The organism is Exiguobacterium artemiae 255-15 (genome assembly GCF_000019905.1).
Lineage (GTDB): Bacteria > Bacillota > Bacilli > Exiguobacteriales > Exiguobacteriaceae > Exiguobacterium_A > Exiguobacterium_A artemiae.
In genome coordinates this window covers 150,001-168,307 of sequence record NC_010556.1, presented here as the reverse complement: position 1 = coordinate 168,307, position 18,307 = coordinate 150,001, and the positions used below count along the sequence as shown (strand labels likewise).

Here is an 18,307-nt window from a genome sequence, read left to right as displayed (position 1 = left end):
CCTCACCTCCTCTAGAGTTGTTCATACAGTTCTACGACCCCCGTCATGTTCGACGCATCAAACGGCTTAGCAGACATCGATTTTACCGTCTTGACGAGCGAACACGTTTCCGGTCTCGGAAATGCAATTACGCCATCTTTCATTACGGGATTCCACAGTCGAACGGCGAGTTCGTCCCTTCCGGTCTCATCGGGATAATCAAATCCATGAACCATTGTCCCAAAATGCAAATCAGCACCGTCATAGAAGCTGTCATCTGAATCGAAATCAATGGGTTCTACATAGGCCTGACATTCCCGAGCTCCAAGAAAAATGTCGCGTCGTCCCCCTGCTTCGAGTGATCGTTTCATGATTGAATAATGTTTCCCTTCATTTCGATCGAAAACTAAGTCAGGGCGGTTCTCATTGAACTCAAAATGGGCGCGTACGTGATAACAGACGTCACGCAAATAAGTGTAATGCGCAAGTGAGTTCCCCCCTCCATATTCAATCGGTCGCATACCTTTTGCTTCCATTTTGATTGGATGCATAATTCGGATTGCGTCTACCACAATCAAAATCGTCGGTTTCCAGTAAATCGATTCAACGATGCCTTTTATTGCTTGATACGTTGGAACTTGATACGACATCTTTTCGCCACCAAGCTTCGTAAGTGGATCAGTAAACAACGCATACTCACCGTATACTTTAAACTCGATCGTATTCCGCATGTCTCAACACTTCCTTTACATCATAAGGTCTTCTAGTAACGAGTCCTGCTCTAAGTTCAGTCCGTAATGATCATCGTACGCACGTTCACTCAAGACAAGAACTGTGCCATCCAAAATGACATTCAGTCCCTGCGTTGCTTCTAATTTTTTTCGTTCGTGAGCATGCAAGTTGATACTGTATTGCTGCGCTTGTTTTAACCATTTACGCAAGTCTTCCCAATCTGCTTGTCCATTGAGAGAAGCAATCAAGCGTTTTCCTTCTTCACCATAAGGAACGAGTACCGTCTCGGTCATATCCTCAATAACCTTAAAATGATTCGCGACCGTTCGGTGACGGCTCGACAAAATCAGTTCAGGCACTTTTCTTGGTTTAAACAACATCGGAGCGAGTGTCAATGTCGTTCCCCGAATTGGGAAATCGAGTTCTACTTCAGAAGCATCATAAAGTTCTTGAAAATATCGGGTCATGGCTACTGTTCCCAACAAATTTCCCTCGTACGACTGTTCATCACGGAGAAAATCAATAAGAATCGCACGAACAATTTCCTTACCACGGGCAATTTCCGGAAGATGTTTTAGATTTTCCTCTATATGATCGACGAGATACACTGTTTGTCGTGCAACTTCACCATGCCGATTACACCGTCCTGCTGCTTGTGCAATTGAATCGAGTCCCGCTAGTGAACGAATGACACAAGCAAAGCTAACATCGACTCCTGCCTCGATTAACTGGGTACTAATACATATGATACGTTCTCCTTGTTCTAGTCGCTGATTGATTGTTCGAAGGATATCCATCCGATGTGCTGCACACATCGCTGTACTGAGATGAATGACTTCTTCATCGGGATGTTGCTGTCGTAATGTTTCATAAAGTTTTTTGACGACACTTTTTGTATTAAGAATTACTAAAACACTATTCTTTTCCTCTACTTGTCTCGTCACAACCTCAGCAAGACGTGCTGTATCCATCTCTCCTTCAACAACTTCTAAGTCCGTTCGTCTAAAAGCTTCCATCACTTGCGGTAACGCATCAATCATCTCTCCATCTTGGTGAAGTTGGTACTTTACAAATTCAAGTGCAGGTTGTGTTGCTGTACACAAGACCACACTCGACTCCAACGAATCCTTTAAAAACTTCACCGACTCGTTGAAAAGTGAAATACATTTGAGTGGAACTTTCTGAACCTCGTCAAAAATAATGATAGCTTCACTTAAATGATGTAAACGCCTCGTATTACGGTTTCCTTTCGCGTAAAACGTATTGAGATATTGAACCATCGTCGTGAAGATAATCGGTGCATCCCAATTGTCCTTCGCTAGATGCAATTTCGCTTGAATGTCCATTACATCATCTGAGGCATCTTCTATCTCGACGACGTTCGAATGGTGCTCTAAAATCATATCTGTTCCTAGTACGTCTCTTGCAACACGTGCATTCTGTTCGATGATCGTCGTAAACGGTACAACATAAATGATACGTTTCTTTTGATATGTTGTTGCATGATGAAGTGCATAACGTAAACTAGCAAGCGTTTTCCCTCCACCTGTCGGGATTGACAGTGTATAGACTCCACTTGGTTGATTGGCAAATACTCGACATGCGTCAGACATTTCTTGACGCAAACGATTAATTGGCGTAATTTCTGTCTGCTGTGAAAATGTAGACAAGTGTGTTTCGAGTCGTCTCTTCAGTTCTTCAAAGTCAACTTGTGTCGTCATGGTTGTTATTCCTTGTTCAAATTCTCTTGTGTTCGTCCGATCGGCATCTAGTAAGATACTAAATATATATTTCGTAGCGAGTGACACTCGCGCGGTCGAACCGCCATCTCGTAAAATCCAGCTATATAATTCGTCAACGGCCCGTTCGACATAGCGATTGAATTCTTGCTCATCGATGACCACCTGGAAAAATCGCTCACGGCACATTTTATAGGAAGGAAGTTCTTTTCGTTCGACGCGTTGTAAAAAGGGTGATTCCTCTTCTAGATAGTAGTCCTGAAGGTTACCGTGGTGTGAAAGAATCGCATTTGCGACCATTTCCGCAAGGAGTTGTCCACGATTTCCTTTGAGTTGTTCGAATAACAGTCTTCCACCTGCAGTTGCATGATCGACTTCCCCACGTCGGACGTGCTCACCTGATGTCGCCTTTCGAATATATGTCTGAAATTCATCACTCAGCTTTCCTATATCGTGTAAAAGCCCTGCCACCCCGCAGACATGCATCAATCCAATATCTTTCCCCCAATTTTCTGCAAGTCCACGTGCTTCAAGTAGATGGGTTTTAACTTCTTGAATCTTCCCGTCCGTTGAATGTACATGTGCGATGTAGCGCATGAATATCCTCCTTTTTCATCAAATCCCATTTCAATCTGATTTTATTCATCTAAAAAAATCCTTTTATTTAATTATTTTACCATCTTCTTCTTTTGTATCCTGTCACTTTTTTGTTATGGCTTTTTTAAACTACTCATTGACATTTAATTTACATCATGGATATTAATCTCTACTGAAATAAAAAATAGTCTCATTCTTTCCCGATATACCGAGTGAACGAGGCTATTCATGATTTACGCTCTTAAGATTAGTGTGAAATGCGTCCATTTCATCAAGATGATATCCATTTTATTTCCGGTATTGATGATGAATCGGTTCAAACACCGTTTCCGTTGAAGGACGGACAATCGCAAAATGTTCGACATTATAGTGACCATGCAAGACTTGATTGTGATGGGCAATCATCTGCTCTGCTGATAAGACATCGGAACCGTTCGTCGTATGTCCGTCAGCAACGAGTGTCACATCAAATCCGTTGACGGTTGCACTGCGGACTGCCGTATCGATACAATGTTCCGTCTTACAACCGAGGATGACAATATGTTCGACCCGGTGCTGTTTTAAATAGTCCAAAAGCGGTGTTCCATGGAACGAGTTCGTGGCCGCTTTATCAAACGTGACCGCCTGATCCGGAATCTGAATCGACGAATGCACTGCAAACCCTTCCCCTTGTCCGTTCGCGACATCGAGATCCCGGATGAAGATCATGACATGTCCCTCATTTTCTGCTTCCTGTACGACCTGATTGATCACTTGAATCATGTTTTCTTTCGCGTGGACGCCGGCCTCTTCCGCCGTTCCTTCGACGAGATCCTGTTGAAAATCAATGACTAGCACCGCTTGTCGCATTTGCCTATCCCTCCTTTTAAGTTCTTTACTTCCCTCTTTTCCCTTTCCGGTCGGAAAATCCTGTTTTTCATCAGCAATTTCAAGTCTTAATGAAACTTTTTGTCTGCCGGATGCGTTGAATAAGGCGACGGAAAGGATGTTATGTATGGAATTAGTCCCGCTCTTTTTTGTAACGTTTATCATCGTCTTGGCTGTAAATCTGTTTCTCGACAAGATGATCATGAACCGCGAAATGACACGACCTGTTTTTTTGAAAAATCTGCTGATTTGCTTCTTGATTTCGCTGGTTCTGTTAAACGTCTTTTACTTACAATCTTTGATGAGCTGAACAATAAGGCCGTCCACTTGATTCAAGTGGACGGCCTTATTTCATTCAATAAACTTCATAATTTTGCCCGGTCTGTGCTCCTTCGACACTTTTCTCGAACGCTGTTGCGACACGCGATGCGGGAACGGCTTCGAACCCGCGGAAAAACGGTCCGTACTTGTCGAGCGACTCAATCAGGACATTCGGACTGACACTGTTGATCCGGATCCCCCGCGGCATTTCAATCGCTGCCGCATGGACGAATGCTTTAACCCCGCCGTTTGCAAGGGCCGCCGACGCGCCTTGCCGAATCGGATCGTCCATCATGATGCCGGTCGTCAATGTGAAACTGCCGCCGTCGCGGACGGCGTCCAGTCCAAGCAACACCAGATTAACCTGCCCTTTCAGTTTGCTGTCGATTCCGATCTGATTCAACGCTGGTGTCAAATTCGTCAACGGTCCGAAATGTGCTCCGCCGGTTGCACTGATGACGGCATCGACCGGACCGACCGTTTCATACATTGAACGGATACTGTCTTCCGACATGATGTCGACCTGGACATCCATCCCTGTCCGTCCGGCCCGGATGATCTCGTGCCGCTCGCTTAATTGCGCGACGACGGCTTGCCCGACTGTGCCGCTCGCTCCGACTACTAAAATTCTCATCTGTTTATCCCCCTTCTGATCTGAACTACGTGTTCAGCCTACCGTAACCCGGCAGTTTTTTTCAAGAATGAGCACGGGATGACCAATAATACTGGGCAATCCGGAAGCCGACATAATCGGAATTCCATAACACGGGATAATCTCTCCGTTGATGCAGGTCCCAATAGCTGATGATGCGTCGTTCAATCCGTTGCAGATAACGCTTGTTTGCTGCGGCAAAAGTTCTCAGCTGTTCTTCGGACCAAATCTGTAACATCGGTTCGATGCGTTCGAGAATCTCGCGAACATATTCTCCGGTCAGTTCAATTAAATACAGCAGTACCCAATCTGTTTTTGCCTGTTCCTGTTCCAGCCGGCGGACATGTTTTTCGCGGATATATCCATCATGATGACGGGTGTACATGCAGTACAATATCCACCGTTGGCGATCCGTCAGGGTTTGAATTTTTTCTTCCTTTACTTCATTTAAGTACAGGCGGTACGGGAGAATCAACGGTTCTCCGTAAAACGTGACCTCAATCGTTCCCCAGGTCACTGTTCCAAAGAGCCGGCGCGGTAAAAGGCGTGCCACGACTCGAACATCATCCGTACAAGATTGCGGAAACGCGGCTGCCCAGTTCCATTTTCTGTTCACGTATTGTTTCCTCCTCCATACATCGTTTCTGTCTTTTATCAACTTATCATTTTAACGACAGAATGAGTTACTATATATTTACAGGTTACATTCAAACTATTGATGAGAGGCGGCTTAGCATGGACAACGCTTTAGGAATCATAGCTGTAATTATCATTTTACTTCTCTTTAGTTATTTACTTTTCCGTAAATTCAGTCGTCATGATGCTGTAACGGATTCGGTGCTTCCACCGATTCCTGCAAAAACAGACGTTCCGGAACTTCATGCCGATGAACTACCCTGGGAAATTGAATCATATTTTTTAACTGATATGACATCGTATCGCCATTCCGAATCATTAACTGTCACACAACGTCTAAAAGATCAGGTCGGTAATATTATTAAACTTTCGCCACATGCTAAAAATCTCATTCAAAAAGAACAGAGAGTCATCATCAAATTCAGTGAAGAAGCTCTTGCCAAGCTAGCATCCGGTGAATTACGAATTATGAAGGCCAAGGGATCAGTGGATCAATTTAGAGCACTTGCCGTTGATCATCAACATAAAATCAGACATCACGCAAAGTTCGAAATTCAAGATATTAAAAAAATCAACCCCGCTCAACTGGCGAATTTAGCTCTTGGAGTCGCGACCATGGTCACTGCTCAAGAACATTTGGACCGGATTAATCAGCAACTTACATCTTTGAATCGAAAGATCGATATATTAATTCGTCAATCCAAAAATGATAAAGCTGGCATCATCAAAGGCCATATCAAATATCTGCTTTCGATTCTGCCAAGTATCCCTGATGAAGAAGAACGATATTCGGTAAAATTAGAAGATATGGCAGTCATTTCTTATCAAGAGCTAGAATCAATTTTACCGGAGTTGGATTTTTTAATCAGAAGTGCTAACGACATTGAAGAAAAAACAACATTCAAATTGGATAAAACGGTTGATGAGATAAAAGAACTCGCCGCATCATTTGAACAGACTATATTGATTGGATACGGAAATTTAGAAGTCATGTCGATTTGCTTAAAAATCATGAATGATTGGAATCAGGATTCACAAACAAATGCAACGAGGTTATCAGATATCGAAAAATATCATCAGCAAATCACCGAGTACCATCACAAATTCGAAAAAATACTCAGTGATAAACACGTCAGTATCGATGCGACCTTCAGAAGAAATAAAACAATTACCAGCAAAAAAGAAGATATCGATAAACAGCTAACCTATCATCAGGAAAAAATACGCTCTAGTAAATCAATCATTACCGATCACATCATTCAACTGAAAGGACAGGATTACGACTCGATTCCCGAACCCGTGGATTTGAGCGTAGATTTTGATGAGACCGGCGATATTCATACGATTCATCGATTAAAATAAGCCTATCTGATGAGAGGCATTCTATTCTCGTGATTAGATAGATTTTAATTTTATGCTAAAAAGACCCTTTGGACGAAAATCGTCCAAAGGGTCTTTGAAAATTATTTTGATTTTTTCACGCGGATGAACTGTTTTTACTCAACTGTTACTGACTTCGCCAAGTTACGTGGCTTGTCAACGTCGCAATCACGGCCGAGTGCCGCGTAGTACGAGATCAACTGAAGCGGTAAAACAGACAAGAGTGGTGACAGGAGCGGCTCGACTGCCGGGATGACGAACGCATCCGTCGGCAACTCAAGACCTTCTGCTGCGATGACACACGCGTTCGCACCACGCGCGACGACTTCCTTGACGTTGCCTCGGTTGTTGAGGTGAACGTGAGGTTGTGTCACGAGGGCGATGACCGGTGTGTTGTCTTCGATCAAAGCGATTGGACCGTGCTTCAATTCGCCGCCGGCGTAACCTTCTGCTTGGATGTATGAAATTTCTTTGAGCTTAAGCGCCCCTTCCATTCCGACATATGCATCTTGACCACGGCCGATGAAGAAGGCATTGCGTGATTCAGACAAGTATTCTGAAGCGATTTCCTGGAACCGTTCTTTTTGTGACATGACGGATTCCATCGCGCTTGAGATTTTTCCGAGTTCTTTCATGAGATCGAAGTTAACGTCGACACCTTTTGCTTGAGCGAGGTCAAACGCAAGGACAGCAAGAACAGCGATTTGCGCTGTGTATGCTTTTGTTGACGCCACGGCGATTTCAGGACCCGCATGCAACAAGAGTGTTGCGTTTGCTTCACGTGATAACGTTGATCCTGCAACGTTCGTGATTGTCAGTGCCGGGTGACCGAGTTTTTTCGCTTCGACGAGAACCGCACGGCTGTCCGCTGTTTCACCTGATTGTGAAAGGAAGAGGAAGAGTGGTTTCTCAGTCAAAAGCGGCATGTTGTAGCCGAATTCAGACGAGATATGAACTTCTGTCGGGATACCCGCGATTTGTTCGATCAATTGTTTTCCGATCAATCCTGCATGGTAGCTCGTTCCGCAACCGATGATGTAGACACGGTCACGTCCGAGGACTAAATCACGGACCGATTGATCAAGTGTGATTTCGCCTGACTCGTTTTGGTATTTCTGAACGATGTTCCGGATAACAGCCGGCTGCTCGTCCATTTCTTTGAGCATGTAGTGCGCGTACGTGCCTTTTTCGATGTCTGATGCATCGATTTCTGCTGTATACGCCTCACGCTCTTTGACGTTTCCGTCTAAGTCCTGGATTGTGACACTGTCGCGCGTCAAGATAATCATTTCGCCGTCATGCAACTCAACGAACTGATCCGTGACTTGAAGCATTGCCATTGCGTCAGATGCGACGACGTTGAACGTACCGTCACCGAGACCAACGAGAAGCGGTGATTTGTTTTTAGCGACGTACAAGACATCCGGGTTTTCAGCATCAATCAACGCAAGTGCGTATGAACCGTGAAGCACACGAAGTGTTTGACGGAATGCTTCGACGACGTCATTTGTTTCAGCAAAGTTCTTTTCGATCATCTGAACGATGACTTCTGTATCTGTGTCGCTGAGTAAATCAACATTGAGTTCTGCTTTTAACTGCTCATCGTTTTCGATGACACCGTTATGCACGAGTGTGAAACGTGATGAAGCGCTTTGGTGCGGGTGAGCATTCGGTACACTCGGGACACCGTGTGTCGCCCAACGTGTGTGACCGATTCCGACAAGACCGTCTGCTTCTGCAGGAACGACTTCGCGTAGCGCAGCAATCCGGCCGACTTCTTTATGGACTTGAACGCCGTCGTTGACGAACGCAAGACCAGCCGAATCATAACCGCGGTACTCGAGCTTTTCGAGTCCCTTTAATAAAATTTCTTTTGTGTTAACCTGTCCGATCATACCTACGATACCGCACATAATACATTCTCTCCCATTTACAAGTATTTCCCTGAAGAGGAAACGGCTCTTGTCGAGAGTTGTCATCACGCATCTGCCTGTCCGTCTAATCACTTAAACGATTTCAGATGAGTTTACGGTACTGACATGGTACCGGGAGGCATCCGCCGAATGATTCGATAAACCCCCACCTCGTCAGCTGCCTATCACATAGTCAGCCCTGGCGCTTTCACTTCTGTCCGACCCCGTTTCTGTCCGACTTTACAATCATACGAACTTTATTTAGAAAAAGCAAGAAAGGTAACGTATTTGTAACTATTCCTGATATTTTTCTAAACGATACCTCTAATACCTAGATTCTGTAAAAAACGTTCGTTTTTTTACTTTGCTTTTTGGCTTATCGATGATTCTGTCACAACAGAAGTGCTGTATCACGCGACTTCTATAGGAAAAGGAAGCTCTGCTTCCGTCAGGAACAGGCAAGACCCGGTGACAGCCAGCTTGCGTTCCGCCTGAGAAAAGCGTGTGAAAACAGCATTTCGTCACCGTTCCCCTGAAAATCGTCCCAACAAAAAAAGGAGCGGATTATTCATCCGCGCCTTCCGTTTACTCAATTTTCTTGTAACGCGTAGTTTTCACGGACGACGTTTGCAATCCGCTCGACATACATGTCACATGCTTCTTGCGTCGGTGCTTCTGCCATGACACGGACAAGTGGTTCTGTCCCTGACGCGCGGACGAGGATCCGACCGTTGCCGGCCATTTCCGCTTCCACTTCGGCAATGATGGCTTGAACGGCCGGACCGTTCATCGCGCCGTTTTTATCCGACACGCGGATATTGACGAGACGTTGTGGGAAGACCGGCATTTCGGCTGCAAGTTCCGACAACTTTTTGCCTGTCGCCTTCATGATTTGCAGAAGTTGAACGCCTGACAGCATTCCGTCTCCTGTTGTGGAGTAATCCATGAAGATGATATGACCCGACTGTTCCCCGCCGAGTGTATAGTTGTTTTTACGCATTTCTTCAACGACATAGCGGTCACCGACTGCTGTCTGTAATGCTGTCATGCCGTGTTCTGCGACCGTCTTGTGGAAGCCGAGGTTACTCATGACTGTTGCAACGATCGTATTGTCTTTTAAGCGGCCGATTTCATTGAGGTATTTTCCGCAGATGAACATGATTTTATCGCCGTCGACGATTTTACCGTTCTCATCGATTGCAATCAAACGGTCGCCGTCGCCGTCAAATGACAGACCGACGTCTGCGCCTTTTTCAAGGACGAAGTCAGCTAAATGTTCAGGGTGCGTCGAGCCGACACCTTCGTTGATGTTCAAACCGTTTGGTGTCGTTCCGATTGTCGAGACTTCCGCTTCGAGATCACCGAACAGACGTGGTGCGAGGCTTGATGTTGCACCGTGCGCGCCGTCGATGGCGACATGGATACCAGAGAAATCTTCATCTGATGTCTGACGTAACATGTGAAGGTACTTTTGTGCGCCTTCATAGTAATCGTGGACGAATCCAAGCTCTTTACCGGACGGACGTGGCAACGTATCTTCGGCTTCGTCAAGCAAACCTTCGATTTCAAGTTCTGTTGCATCATCGAGCTTGAAGCCGTCTGATCCGAAGAATTTGATTCCGTTGTCTTCGACCGGATTATGTGACGCCGAAATCATGACGCCTGCTGTCGCATCCATCGTCTTCGTCAAGTATGCGACACCCGGTGTCGAGATGACACCAAGACGCATGACTTCCGCTCCGATTGACAGGAGTCCGGCAATCAAGGCATTTTCAAGCATTTGTCCAGAGACACGTGTATCGCGGCCGATCAAGACTTTCGGACGTGTGCTTTCGTGTTTCGTTAAGACATACCCGCCTGTCCGACCGAGACGATATGCCAGTTCAGGTGTCAATTCTACGTTTGCGACGCCGCGGACGCCGTCAGTTCCAAAATACTTACCCATGTTCTATTTCCTCATTTCACAAAGTTGATTTAATTGGCTTGGACCGATGTCCGGGGAACCGCTTTAAGCGTGATATCCATATTATCCGGACGAAGTACGTCAAACGCTTTTGACGTCTGATACGAAATCGGCAAGCCGTGTGTACCTTCTTTTAAGCCGGTCACGTCAATGACGGCTTTAATATCTGTCGCATCAATCGATGCAAGATCCGCTTCGCTTCCACGGACGACGAGATCAATCGTCTGTTCATAATCAATCGTATACTTCGACTCATCAAATCCGTTTAGCGTTACCGTGACACCGGAAATTGTTTTCTCAGCCCGATCCTCGACGGTTTCCGTCGTCGCTTTCGCATTTTCCTTCTCGACGACGATGCTGACCGTAACCGAAGTCGGTTCCATCGCTGTCACGTTGTTCGGCTCAATCAGTTTGATCGTCCGATCGACCGTCTTCGTTAATCCTTTTAAGGAAACGGCTTCCGTCGACACGGAACCGATCCGTGACAGTTCTTCTTTTGTTCCATATAAGCGGGCTTCCGTCGTGACCGGAACAATCTTGACGACTTTATACCCTTTTTTGACCGCATCTTTTGTTTCGACGTTAATCGGAACCGTTTTGCTTTCCTTATAGACCGGAACCGTCACTTCCAGCTGTTCCGGATCATATGTGGCACTGATTGCATTTCCGTTCGCATCCGTTGCTTTGACGTTGAAGGACTCCGTAAACGTCTCCGCCCGGCCTGTGACATCAATTGGAACTTGAATCGCCGTGATGGCCTGCAGTTTTTCGGCCCCGCCGGTCACAGAGACCGTTTGTTGGGTCGGCTGTGCTTCACCGACGACATACCCTTCGGCGATTTTGTTTTTATTCAACAGTGCCACTTGAACAGGCACTTCTTTTGTGACCTTTTTATCCAGGAATACTTCAATTGTTTCTTGTTTTGGTGTCACTTCAACATCTTTGCCAAACCCGTCGGCAGACAGTCGCACCCGGTGATACCCGGGATCCAGACCCGTCAAGTCAATCGACAGACCAAAGTCTTTAACGAGCCGGAGCATCGTCAAACTGCTGGATGGTCCTTTAACCGTCGTTTCGATGGTTTCTGGAATATTATAGGCGACCCACTGCGTTTCATCATAATTGACGGATACCGGTACGTCAAACTTTGCTGAGCCTTGACCGGCGATCGGCAACAGGCTCGCCGCATCACTTTTGACGGTCGAATTGGTTCCTGCCACCATCAGATACAGCATGACGGCAAGCAAGACGGCAACGATGCGAAGAAACCAGCGTTCATTGAACCATTTTTCGAACATTATTTTTTCGCCCCCATCCAGTTCAAGAAGGAAGTATTCGTCGGTTCAGCTTTGACAATCGTTTCAAGTAACTTCGTCCGGAGCGATTCTTCATCCAGCTCCCGGTACAGACGACCATTGATGGCAAGGGAAACACCACCGGTTTCTTCTGATACGACCAACGTCACGCTATCTGTCACTTCGCTGACACCGATGGCTGCCCGGTGACGTGTTCCAAGATCTTTTGAGATATGTGCACTCTCAGAAAGCGGTAAGTAACAAGCGGCTGCCGCAAGTTTACCTTGTTGGACGATGACGGCCCCATCATGGAGGGGCGTGTTCGGAATAAACAGGTTGATCAATAACTGACTCGTGATTTGAGAACCAAGCGGAATGCCGGTTTCGACATATTCGCTAAGTCCCGTTTCCCGCTCAATCGTGACCAGTGCCCCGATCCGGCGTTTGGACATGTACTGTGCAGACGTGACCAACGCGTCGACAATCCGGACTTGTTCGTCCTCGTCACTGATCGCGCTCCGTGAGAAAAATTTACTTGTCCGTCCTAGGTGTTCCAGTCCCCGTCGTAATTCCGGCTGGAAAATGATGATAATCCCGAGCAGACCGTACGTAATGATTTGGTTCAGCAGAAATTGTAACGTCTTCAGTCCGAAGAATCCGCTTAAGAACCAGCTGATCAAAATGACCGAAATCCCTTTGATCAATTGGACTGCTTTTGTACCTTTGACAATGATCATCAGACGGTAAATGACGAATGTTACGACCGCGATATCAATCACATCGTTAATATAATCGTACCAATGTACGTTTTCTCCCAGTTTCAACAATTGAAATTGAAGTGGTTGCCAGTTGAAGTAATTCACCAACCGTGCCCCCTATCTCATCTGATTTAAACAGCTTTCATTATAGCACAAAGGGACGAGTTAGACTCGTCCCACCTGACTCATTCGAAGATTCGTTTAATTCCATACCAGACCCGCTCAAAGAGTTGGTCAATTTGTTTAATTTCGCCTGTGACATTCCCGGCACTGGCGGTATACGCTTTGCCGTCGACAGTCATTACGTCTCCGTTGACCTTGCCTTCAATCCGGACATTGCCGCCTTCGACATACAGGTCCTGGTTGACGGTGACGCCTTCCGGTACGACAACTTCACCGTTCTCGGCGACGATTCCCGGTACATTCGTATACGATAAATCATGTTCTTCCTGTGTCAGATAGCCGCCGAGACTACCGACCGACAACAACATAAAAATCGAGGCTGCCGCAAGCAACGGATACTGCTTCATCTTCCCACCGAAACGGGATGTCTTCCTGAGCGGAGTCACATTCGGTTGTTCCACCTGTTCGGGCAGTTGTGCCAGCACGCGGGATGTAAAATCCGCCGAAAGCTTGGGTGCTGAAAGCGCGCGTAACTCTGCATCGAGGAGCCGATACTCTTCGAACTCGTCCATCGCATTCGCTTCCCGCAACTCCGCTTCAAGTCGTTTGAAGTCTTCTGGAGGTTGGTTTTGATCTAAATAATCCTGTATCCGTTCATACACTTTTTCTCGTGTCATGGTGAGTGCCTCCTTCTCATCTCATCGTTTGCCGAAATGCTTTTTCAGCGCTTCGCGTCCCCGATGAATTCTCGTTTTAACTGTAGCGACGGGTAAATCGATCATCTCACTGATTTCCTTGAGCGAAAGATCTTCAACATATTTCAAGACAAGCGGAATCCGGTATTTTTCCGGCAGACCGGCGATGGCTTCCCCTACATCTTGTCGTTGTTCCGAATCAATGACTTGATCTTCCGGCAACTGGTCCTTGCTTTCAAGCTGGGAATACAACGTCAGTCCTTCAGTCCCCGACATCTCGGCATCAAGGGAATAATCCGGACGTTTTTTGCGGAGTCGGTCAATCGAAACATTCGTCACGATCCGATACAACCAAGTCCGGAACTTCCACTGGGCATTATACGATTCAATTTTGGTGAATACGCGGATAAAGGCTTCTTGTGTGGCATCTTCGGCTTCCATTCGATCCCGTAAAACACGGAAGGCGACCAAAAAGGCTCCTTCTTTATATAGATCAACAAGTGCCGCGAATGCATCACGGTCTCCCTGCTTCACCCGCTCAATCAAGCGTAGTGTTGTTTCTTCCACTTTAAATACCCCCCGCTCTATGCGGTCAATCTCTTATACGGAGTCGACCTACATAATGTTTCATCTCAATTTGAATTGTAACAAAAAAAACTTGAACTCTGACGAAAAGAGTTCAAGTTCTATCCATTATTTTACTAAACGATGGGTCCGCATATACTGGAGCAAGTTTCCAATCAAGTCATTCGCAAGAATCGCTGTACCGTTTCCTTCTTCGAGTAAAGGATTGACCTCTACGAATTCTGCTGCGATGAATTCATCCTGCTCGGCACAGTGACGTAAAACGGTCTTCGCATCATCAAGCATGATACCGTCCGCCACACGTGTCCCAGTTCCTTCAACCAGACTTGGATCGAGCCCGTCCATATCAAAGCTGAGATAAAACGCATCTGTCGTCTCTTTGAGATAGGCAACGGCTTCTTTCATGATGGCATCCATCCCGCGTGTCCGAATCGCTTCCATATCATAGACACGGATACCGAGACGATCAATCAATTCCTGTTCTCCTGCATCGACATCACGTAATCCGATGAAGACGAGGTGTTCCGGTTGCAGTTTAACCCCGTCCCCTCCGATTTCCGTCAGACGCTGGTGTCCTTCGCCTAAGGCAACGGCCAGCGGCATTCCGTGAATGTTCCCCGATGGAGAAGTCTCCGGTGTATTTAAATCGCCGTGTGCATCAAACCAGATGACTCCGAGACGTGGTACGACTTGCCGCATACCGGCAATCGTTCCGATCGCCATGCTGTGATCGCCTCCGACGAGTAACGGAAAACGTTGCTCTGTCAGCGCCTCACGTACAAGCAAGTGTAAATCGTTTGTCGTGTGGACAACACCTTCGAGCCGTTTTAATTGCGGATCTTCTTCACGAACAGCATCTTCAGACAAAACAGCCGCTTCCCCGTAGCGAACTGCTTCCTGTCCGTTTGCTGCCAGTGTTTCGAGTAATCCTGCCTGTTCAACGGCAGCTGGTCCTTGCTCCGTCCCCGGTTTTCCTTGACCATAACGATACGGTACGCTGATATATGCAATGTTCATCGACCTGTTCCCCTTTACTCAGTAAGTTATCTTAATTGTAAGCGGTAACAAGACGGTGGTTCAACTCGACACGATGACGCATGATTATACAGAATCTAACGACAAAAAAGCACTGTGAGAGTTACTCACAGTGCTTTCGCGTACGTACATTAATTCCAGGCATTTCAAGTATAAAAAAACTTAAGACGAACGAAACTCGCTTAAGATCTTTAAGCAATATTTGGTGGAGCCTAGCGGGATCGAACCGCTGACCTCCTGCGTGCAAGGCAGGCGCTCTCCCAGCTGAGCTAAGGCCCCAGATATAAAAAAAAGCGGAAGACGGGATTCGAACCCGCGACCCCGACCTTGGCAAGGTCGTATTCTACCACTGAACTACTTCCGCAAAATATGAGCCATGCAGGATTCGAACCTGCGACCCTCTGATTAAAAGTCAGATGCTCTACCAACTGAGCTAATGGCTCGACATGGTGGGGGGGGGCGGATTCGAACCGCCGAACCCGAGGGAGCGGATTTACAGTCCGCCGCGTTTAGCCACTTCGCTACCCCCCCAGTTTGTCTAGGAACTATACAATTGAAAAAACAGTGCCGGCAACAGGAGTCGAACCCGCGACCTACTGATTACAAGTCAGTTGCTCTACCAGCTGAGCTACACCGGCAAAAAATAAAAATGGTGACCCGTACGGGAATCGAACCCGTGATACCGCCGTGAAAGGGCGGTGTCTTAACCGCTTGACCAACGGGCCATTGGCTCCGCAAGTAGGATTTGAACCTACGACCTACCGGTTAACAGCCGGTTGCTCTACCACTGAGCTATTGCGGAATAAATAAAAATAAATTGCCTGGCAACGTCCTATCCTCACAGGGGGAAGCCCCCAACTACTTTCGGCGTTCAAGTGCTTAACTTCCGTGTTCGGCATGGGAACGGGTGTGACCACTTGGCTATCGTCACCAGACGACGGGCTCGCGCCCTCAAAACTGAAGTCATCAACAATGCATCTGCTAGAACAAGGCCTCGACCGATTAGTATCACTCAGCTCCGCATGTCACCATGCTTCCACCCGTGACCTATCTACCTCATCGTCTCTGAGGGGTCTTTCTTGATTACTCAAAGGGAAATCTCATCTTGGAGGGGGCTTCATGCTTAGATGCTTTCAGCATTTATCCCGTCCGCACGTAGCTACCCAGCGATGCTCCTGGCGGAACAACTGGTACACCAGCGGTGCGTCCATCCCGGTCCTCTCGTACTAAGGACAGCTCTCCTCAAATTTCCTGCGCCCACGACGGATAGGGACCGAACTGTCTCACGACGTTCTGAACCCAGCTCGCGTACCGCTTTAATGGGCGAACAGCCCAACCCTTGGGACCTACTCCAGCCCCAGGATGCGATGAGCCGACATCGAGGTGCCAAACCTCCCCGTCGATGTGGACTCTTGGGGGAGATCAGCCTGTTATCCCCAGGGTAGCTTTTATCCGTTGAGCGATGGCCCTTCCATGCGGAACCACCGGATCACTAAGCCCGACTTTCGTCCCTGCTCGACTTGTAGGTCTCGCAGTCAAGCTCCCTTCTGCCTTTGCGCTCTACGAATGATTTCCAACCATTCTGAGGGAACCTTTGGGCGCCTCCGTTACTGTTTAGGAGGCGACCGCCCCAGTCAAACTACCCGCCTGACACGGTCCTCCAGCCGGATGACGGCTGCGAGTTAGAGACTCTATGCATGAAGGGCGGTATCCCAAGGGTGACTCCTCCGAAGCTGGCGCTCCGGTCTCGACGTCTCCCGCCTATCCTGTACATCATGCACAAAGCCTCAATATCAGGCTGTAGTAAAGCTCCATGGGGTCTTTCCGTCCTGTCGCGGGTAACCTGCATCTTCACAGGTACTATGATTTCACCGGGTCTCTCGTTGAGACAGTGCCCAAATCGTTACGCCTTTCGTGCGGGTCGGAACTTACCCGACAAGGAATTTCGCTACCTTAGGACCGTTATAGTTACGGCCGCCGTTTACTGGGGCTTCGGTTCAAAGCTTCGCTTGCGCTAACCCATCCCCTTAACCTTCCAGCACCGGGCAGGCGTCAGCCCCTATACGTCATCTTGCGATTTAGCAGAGACCTGTGTTTTTGCTAAACAGTCGTTTGGGCCTATTCACTGCGGCTCTACTCATGTAGAGCGTCCCTTCTCCCGAAGTTACGGGACCATTTTGCCGAGTTCCTTAACGAGAGTTATCCCGCGCGTCTTAGAATTCTCATCCCGCCTACCTGTGTCGGTTTACGGTACTGGCACCTTCCACCTCACTAGAGGCTTTTCTTGGCAGTGTGAAATCGTGACCTTCGTCCCTACGGGACTCCGCATCGTTCCTCGACTTTGGTGCCTGACGGATTTGCCAATCAGACGGTCTCGAAACTTACACATGCACTTCCATCCGCATGCGTCACTATCCTCCTGCGTCCCCCCATTGTTCAAACGGTGGATCGGTGGTACAGGAATATCAACCTGTTATCCATCGCCTACGCCTTTCGGCCTCGGCTTAGGTCCAGACTAACCCTGAGCGGACGAGCCTTCCTCAGGAAACCTTGGGCTTTCGACGGAGGGGATTCTCACCCCTCTTTTCGCTACTCACACCGGCATTCTCACTTCCAAACGCTCCACTGCTCCTTCCGGTACAGCTTCACAGCGGTTTGGAACGCTCCCCTACCATTCCTTACGGAATCCGCAGCTTCGGTGGTATGTTTAGCCCCGTTACATTTTCGGCGCGGCGCCACTCGACTAGTGAGCTATTACGCACTCTTTGAATGGTGGCTGCTTCTAAGCCAACATCCTAGCTGTCTAGGCAGCGCCACATCCTTTTCCACTTAACATACACTTTGGGACCTTAGCTGGCGGTCTGGGCTGTTTCCCTCTTGACTACGGATCTTATCACTCGCAGTCTGACTCCCGAGTATAAGTTGCCGGCATTCGGAGTTTAACTGAATTCGGTAACCCTGTGGGGGCCCCTAGTCCAATCAGTGCTCTACCTCCGGAACTCTCAACCTCGAGGCTAGCCCTAAAGCTATTTCGGGG

At 47.5% G+C, this 18,307-nt stretch carries 14 protein-coding genes, 7 tRNA genes and 2 rRNA genes (1 of these 23 cut by a window edge); 2 read left to right on the top strand and 21 right to left on the bottom strand.

The genetic code is table 11. From position 1 onward, the window contains the following. Nucleotides 1–11: 11 nt before the first annotated feature. The 3 genes from cas5c to EXIG_RS00980 all read right to left on the bottom strand — a co-directional run bounded on the left by cas5c (nucleotide 12) and on the right by EXIG_RS00980 (nucleotide 3,896). Nucleotides 12–710 carry a type I-C CRISPR-associated protein Cas5c gene (gene cas5c / locus EXIG_RS00990; RefSeq protein ID WP_012369060.1) on the bottom strand — a complete coding sequence of 233 codons (699 nt, stop codon included), beginning with the start codon at nucleotides 708–710 and terminating at the stop codon, nucleotides 12–14. A 15-nt stretch (nucleotides 711–725) separates the two neighbouring features. Beyond that, complete coding sequence (locus EXIG_RS00985) at nucleotides 726–3,047, bottom strand: CRISPR-associated helicase/endonuclease Cas3 (RefSeq protein WP_012369059.1); 2,322 nt, start codon at nucleotides 3,045–3,047, stop codon at nucleotides 726–728. 288 nt (nucleotides 3,048–3,335) lie between these two features. After that, nucleotides 3,336–3,896 carry an isochorismatase family protein gene (locus tag EXIG_RS00980; protein ID WP_012369058.1) on the bottom strand — a complete coding sequence of 187 codons (561 nt, stop codon included), beginning with the start codon at nucleotides 3,894–3,896 and terminating at the stop codon, nucleotides 3,336–3,338. Between the two features lie 145 nt (nucleotides 3,897–4,041). On the opposite strand from EXIG_RS00980, the gene EXIG_RS00975 reads away from it, so the two are divergent. Then, nucleotides 4,042–4,224 carry a hypothetical protein gene (locus tag EXIG_RS00975; protein ID WP_012369057.1) on the top strand — a complete coding sequence of 61 codons (183 nt, stop codon included), beginning with the start codon at nucleotides 4,042–4,044 and terminating at the stop codon, nucleotides 4,222–4,224. A gap of 45 nt (nucleotides 4,225–4,269) precedes the next feature. Here the strand turns inward: EXIG_RS00975 and EXIG_RS00970 are convergent, their stop codons facing one another. Continuing rightward, nucleotides 4,270–4,869 carry a short chain dehydrogenase gene (locus tag EXIG_RS00970; RefSeq protein WP_012369056.1) on the bottom strand — a complete coding sequence of 200 codons (600 nt, stop codon included), beginning with the start codon at nucleotides 4,867–4,869 and terminating at the stop codon, nucleotides 4,270–4,272. A 61-nt stretch (nucleotides 4,870–4,930) separates the two neighbouring features. After that, nucleotides 4,931–5,503 (bottom strand): hypothetical protein, encoded by a 573-nt coding sequence (locus EXIG_RS00965; protein WP_012369055.1) that lies wholly within the window; start codon nucleotides 5,501–5,503, stop codon nucleotides 4,931–4,933. 119 nt (nucleotides 5,504–5,622) lie between these two features. On the opposite strand from EXIG_RS00965, the gene EXIG_RS00960 reads away from it, so the two are divergent. After that, complete coding sequence (locus tag EXIG_RS00960) at nucleotides 5,623–6,885, top strand: hypothetical protein (protein ID WP_012369054.1); 1,263 nt, start codon at nucleotides 5,623–5,625, stop codon at nucleotides 6,883–6,885. 134 nt (nucleotides 6,886–7,019) lie between these two features. Here EXIG_RS00960 and glmS read toward each other — a convergent pair whose 3' ends face one another. The 16 genes from glmS to EXIG_RS00880 form a co-directional block, all read right to left on the bottom strand. Continuing rightward, nucleotides 7,020–8,816 carry a glutamine--fructose-6-phosphate transaminase (isomerizing) gene (gene glmS / locus EXIG_RS00955; protein ID WP_012369053.1) on the bottom strand — a complete coding sequence of 599 codons (1,797 nt, stop codon included), beginning with the start codon at nucleotides 8,814–8,816 and terminating at the stop codon, nucleotides 7,020–7,022. A gap of 589 nt (nucleotides 8,817–9,405) precedes the next feature. Beyond that, nucleotides 9,406–10,761, bottom strand: coding sequence for a phosphoglucosamine mutase (gene glmM / locus EXIG_RS00950; protein WP_012369052.1), 1,356 nt, complete (start codon nucleotides 10,759–10,761; stop codon nucleotides 9,406–9,408). A gap of 29 nt (nucleotides 10,762–10,790) precedes the next feature. Beyond that, nucleotides 10,791–12,077 (bottom strand): CdaR family protein, encoded by a 1,287-nt coding sequence (locus tag EXIG_RS00945; RefSeq protein WP_012369051.1) that lies wholly within the window; start codon nucleotides 12,075–12,077, stop codon nucleotides 10,791–10,793. Further along, on the bottom strand, nucleotides 12,077–12,937 hold the full coding sequence (gene cdaA, locus EXIG_RS00940) for a diadenylate cyclase CdaA (protein WP_012369050.1): 861 nt from the start codon (nucleotides 12,935–12,937) through the stop codon (nucleotides 12,077–12,079). The genes EXIG_RS00945 and cdaA overlap by 1 nt, the downstream gene beginning before the upstream one ends. Nucleotides 12,938–13,017: 80 nt before the next feature. Then, entirely contained in the window at nucleotides 13,018–13,632 is a 615-nt protein-coding gene (locus EXIG_RS00935) for an anti-sigma factor (protein WP_012369049.1), read from the bottom strand. Nucleotides 13,633–13,653: 21 nt separating this feature from the next. Next, on the bottom strand, nucleotides 13,654–14,217 hold the full coding sequence (gene sigW / locus EXIG_RS00930; protein ID WP_012369048.1) for an RNA polymerase sigma factor SigW: 564 nt from the start codon (nucleotides 14,215–14,217) through the stop codon (nucleotides 13,654–13,656). Between the two features lie 126 nt (nucleotides 14,218–14,343). Beyond that, nucleotides 14,344–15,252, bottom strand: coding sequence for an arginase (gene rocF / locus EXIG_RS00925; RefSeq protein ID WP_012369047.1), 909 nt, complete (start codon nucleotides 15,250–15,252; stop codon nucleotides 14,344–14,346). A gap of 221 nt (nucleotides 15,253–15,473) precedes the next feature. Continuing rightward, nucleotides 15,474–15,549 (bottom strand) — tRNA-Ala (locus tag EXIG_RS00920). 13 nt (nucleotides 15,550–15,562) lie between these two features. Beyond that, a tRNA-Gly gene (locus EXIG_RS00915) sits at nucleotides 15,563–15,634 on the bottom strand. Between the two features lie 6 nt (nucleotides 15,635–15,640). Further along, nucleotides 15,641–15,713, bottom strand: a tRNA-Lys gene (locus tag EXIG_RS00910). 4 nt (nucleotides 15,714–15,717) lie between these two features. Then, nucleotides 15,718–15,801 (bottom strand) — tRNA-Tyr (locus tag EXIG_RS00905). Nucleotides 15,802–15,835: 34 nt separating this feature from the next. After that, nucleotides 15,836–15,908, bottom strand: a tRNA-Thr gene (locus EXIG_RS00900). Between the two features lie 12 nt (nucleotides 15,909–15,920). Next, a tRNA-Glu gene (locus EXIG_RS00895) sits at nucleotides 15,921–15,995 on the bottom strand. A gap of 2 nt (nucleotides 15,996–15,997) precedes the next feature. Next, nucleotides 15,998–16,072, bottom strand: a tRNA-Asn gene (locus EXIG_RS00890). Nucleotides 16,073–16,089: 17 nt separating this feature from the next. Continuing rightward, a 5S ribosomal RNA gene (gene rrf, locus EXIG_RS00885) occupies nucleotides 16,090–16,205 on the bottom strand. 47 nt (nucleotides 16,206–16,252) lie between these two features. After that, nucleotides 16,253–18,307 (bottom strand): 23S ribosomal RNA (locus EXIG_RS00880) (it continues 860 nt past the right edge of the window).

Excerpts from the sequence above, each read along its gene's own strand:
- EXIG_RS00935 (WP_012369049.1), bottom strand. The coding sequence starts at position 13,632 with ATGACACGAGAAAAAGTGTATGAACGGATACAGGATTATTTAGATCAA.
- rocF (WP_012369047.1), bottom strand. The coding sequence starts at position 15,252 with ATGAACATTGCATATATCAGCGTACCGTATCGTTATGGTCAAGGAAAA.
- EXIG_RS00975 (WP_012369057.1), top strand. The coding sequence starts at position 4,042 with ATGGAATTAGTCCCGCTCTTTTTTGTAACGTTTATCATCGTCTTGGCT.
- EXIG_RS00960 (WP_012369054.1), top strand. The coding sequence starts at position 5,623 with ATGGACAACGCTTTAGGAATCATAGCTGTAATTATCATTTTACTTCTC.
- EXIG_RS00970 (WP_012369056.1), bottom strand. The coding sequence starts at position 4,869 with ATGAGAATTTTAGTAGTCGGAGCGAGCGGCACAGTCGGGCAAGCCGTC.
- glmS (WP_012369053.1), bottom strand. The coding sequence starts at position 8,816 with ATGTGCGGTATCGTAGGTATGATCGGACAGGTTAACACAAAAGAAATT.
- EXIG_RS00980 (WP_012369058.1), bottom strand. The coding sequence starts at position 3,896 with ATGCGACAAGCGGTGCTAGTCATTGATTTTCAACAGGATCTCGTCGAA.
- EXIG_RS00985 (WP_012369059.1), bottom strand. The coding sequence starts at position 3,047 with ATGCGCTACATCGCACATGTACATTCAACGGACGGGAAGATTCAAGAA.
- glmM (WP_012369052.1), bottom strand. The coding sequence starts at position 10,761 with ATGGGTAAGTATTTTGGAACTGACGGCGTCCGCGGCGTCGCAAACGTA.
- cas5c (WP_012369060.1), bottom strand. The coding sequence starts at position 710 with ATGCGGAATACGATCGAGTTTAAAGTATACGGTGAGTATGCGTTGTTT.
- EXIG_RS00945 (WP_012369051.1), bottom strand. The coding sequence starts at position 12,077 with ATGTTCGAAAAATGGTTCAATGAACGCTGGTTTCTTCGCATCGTTGCC.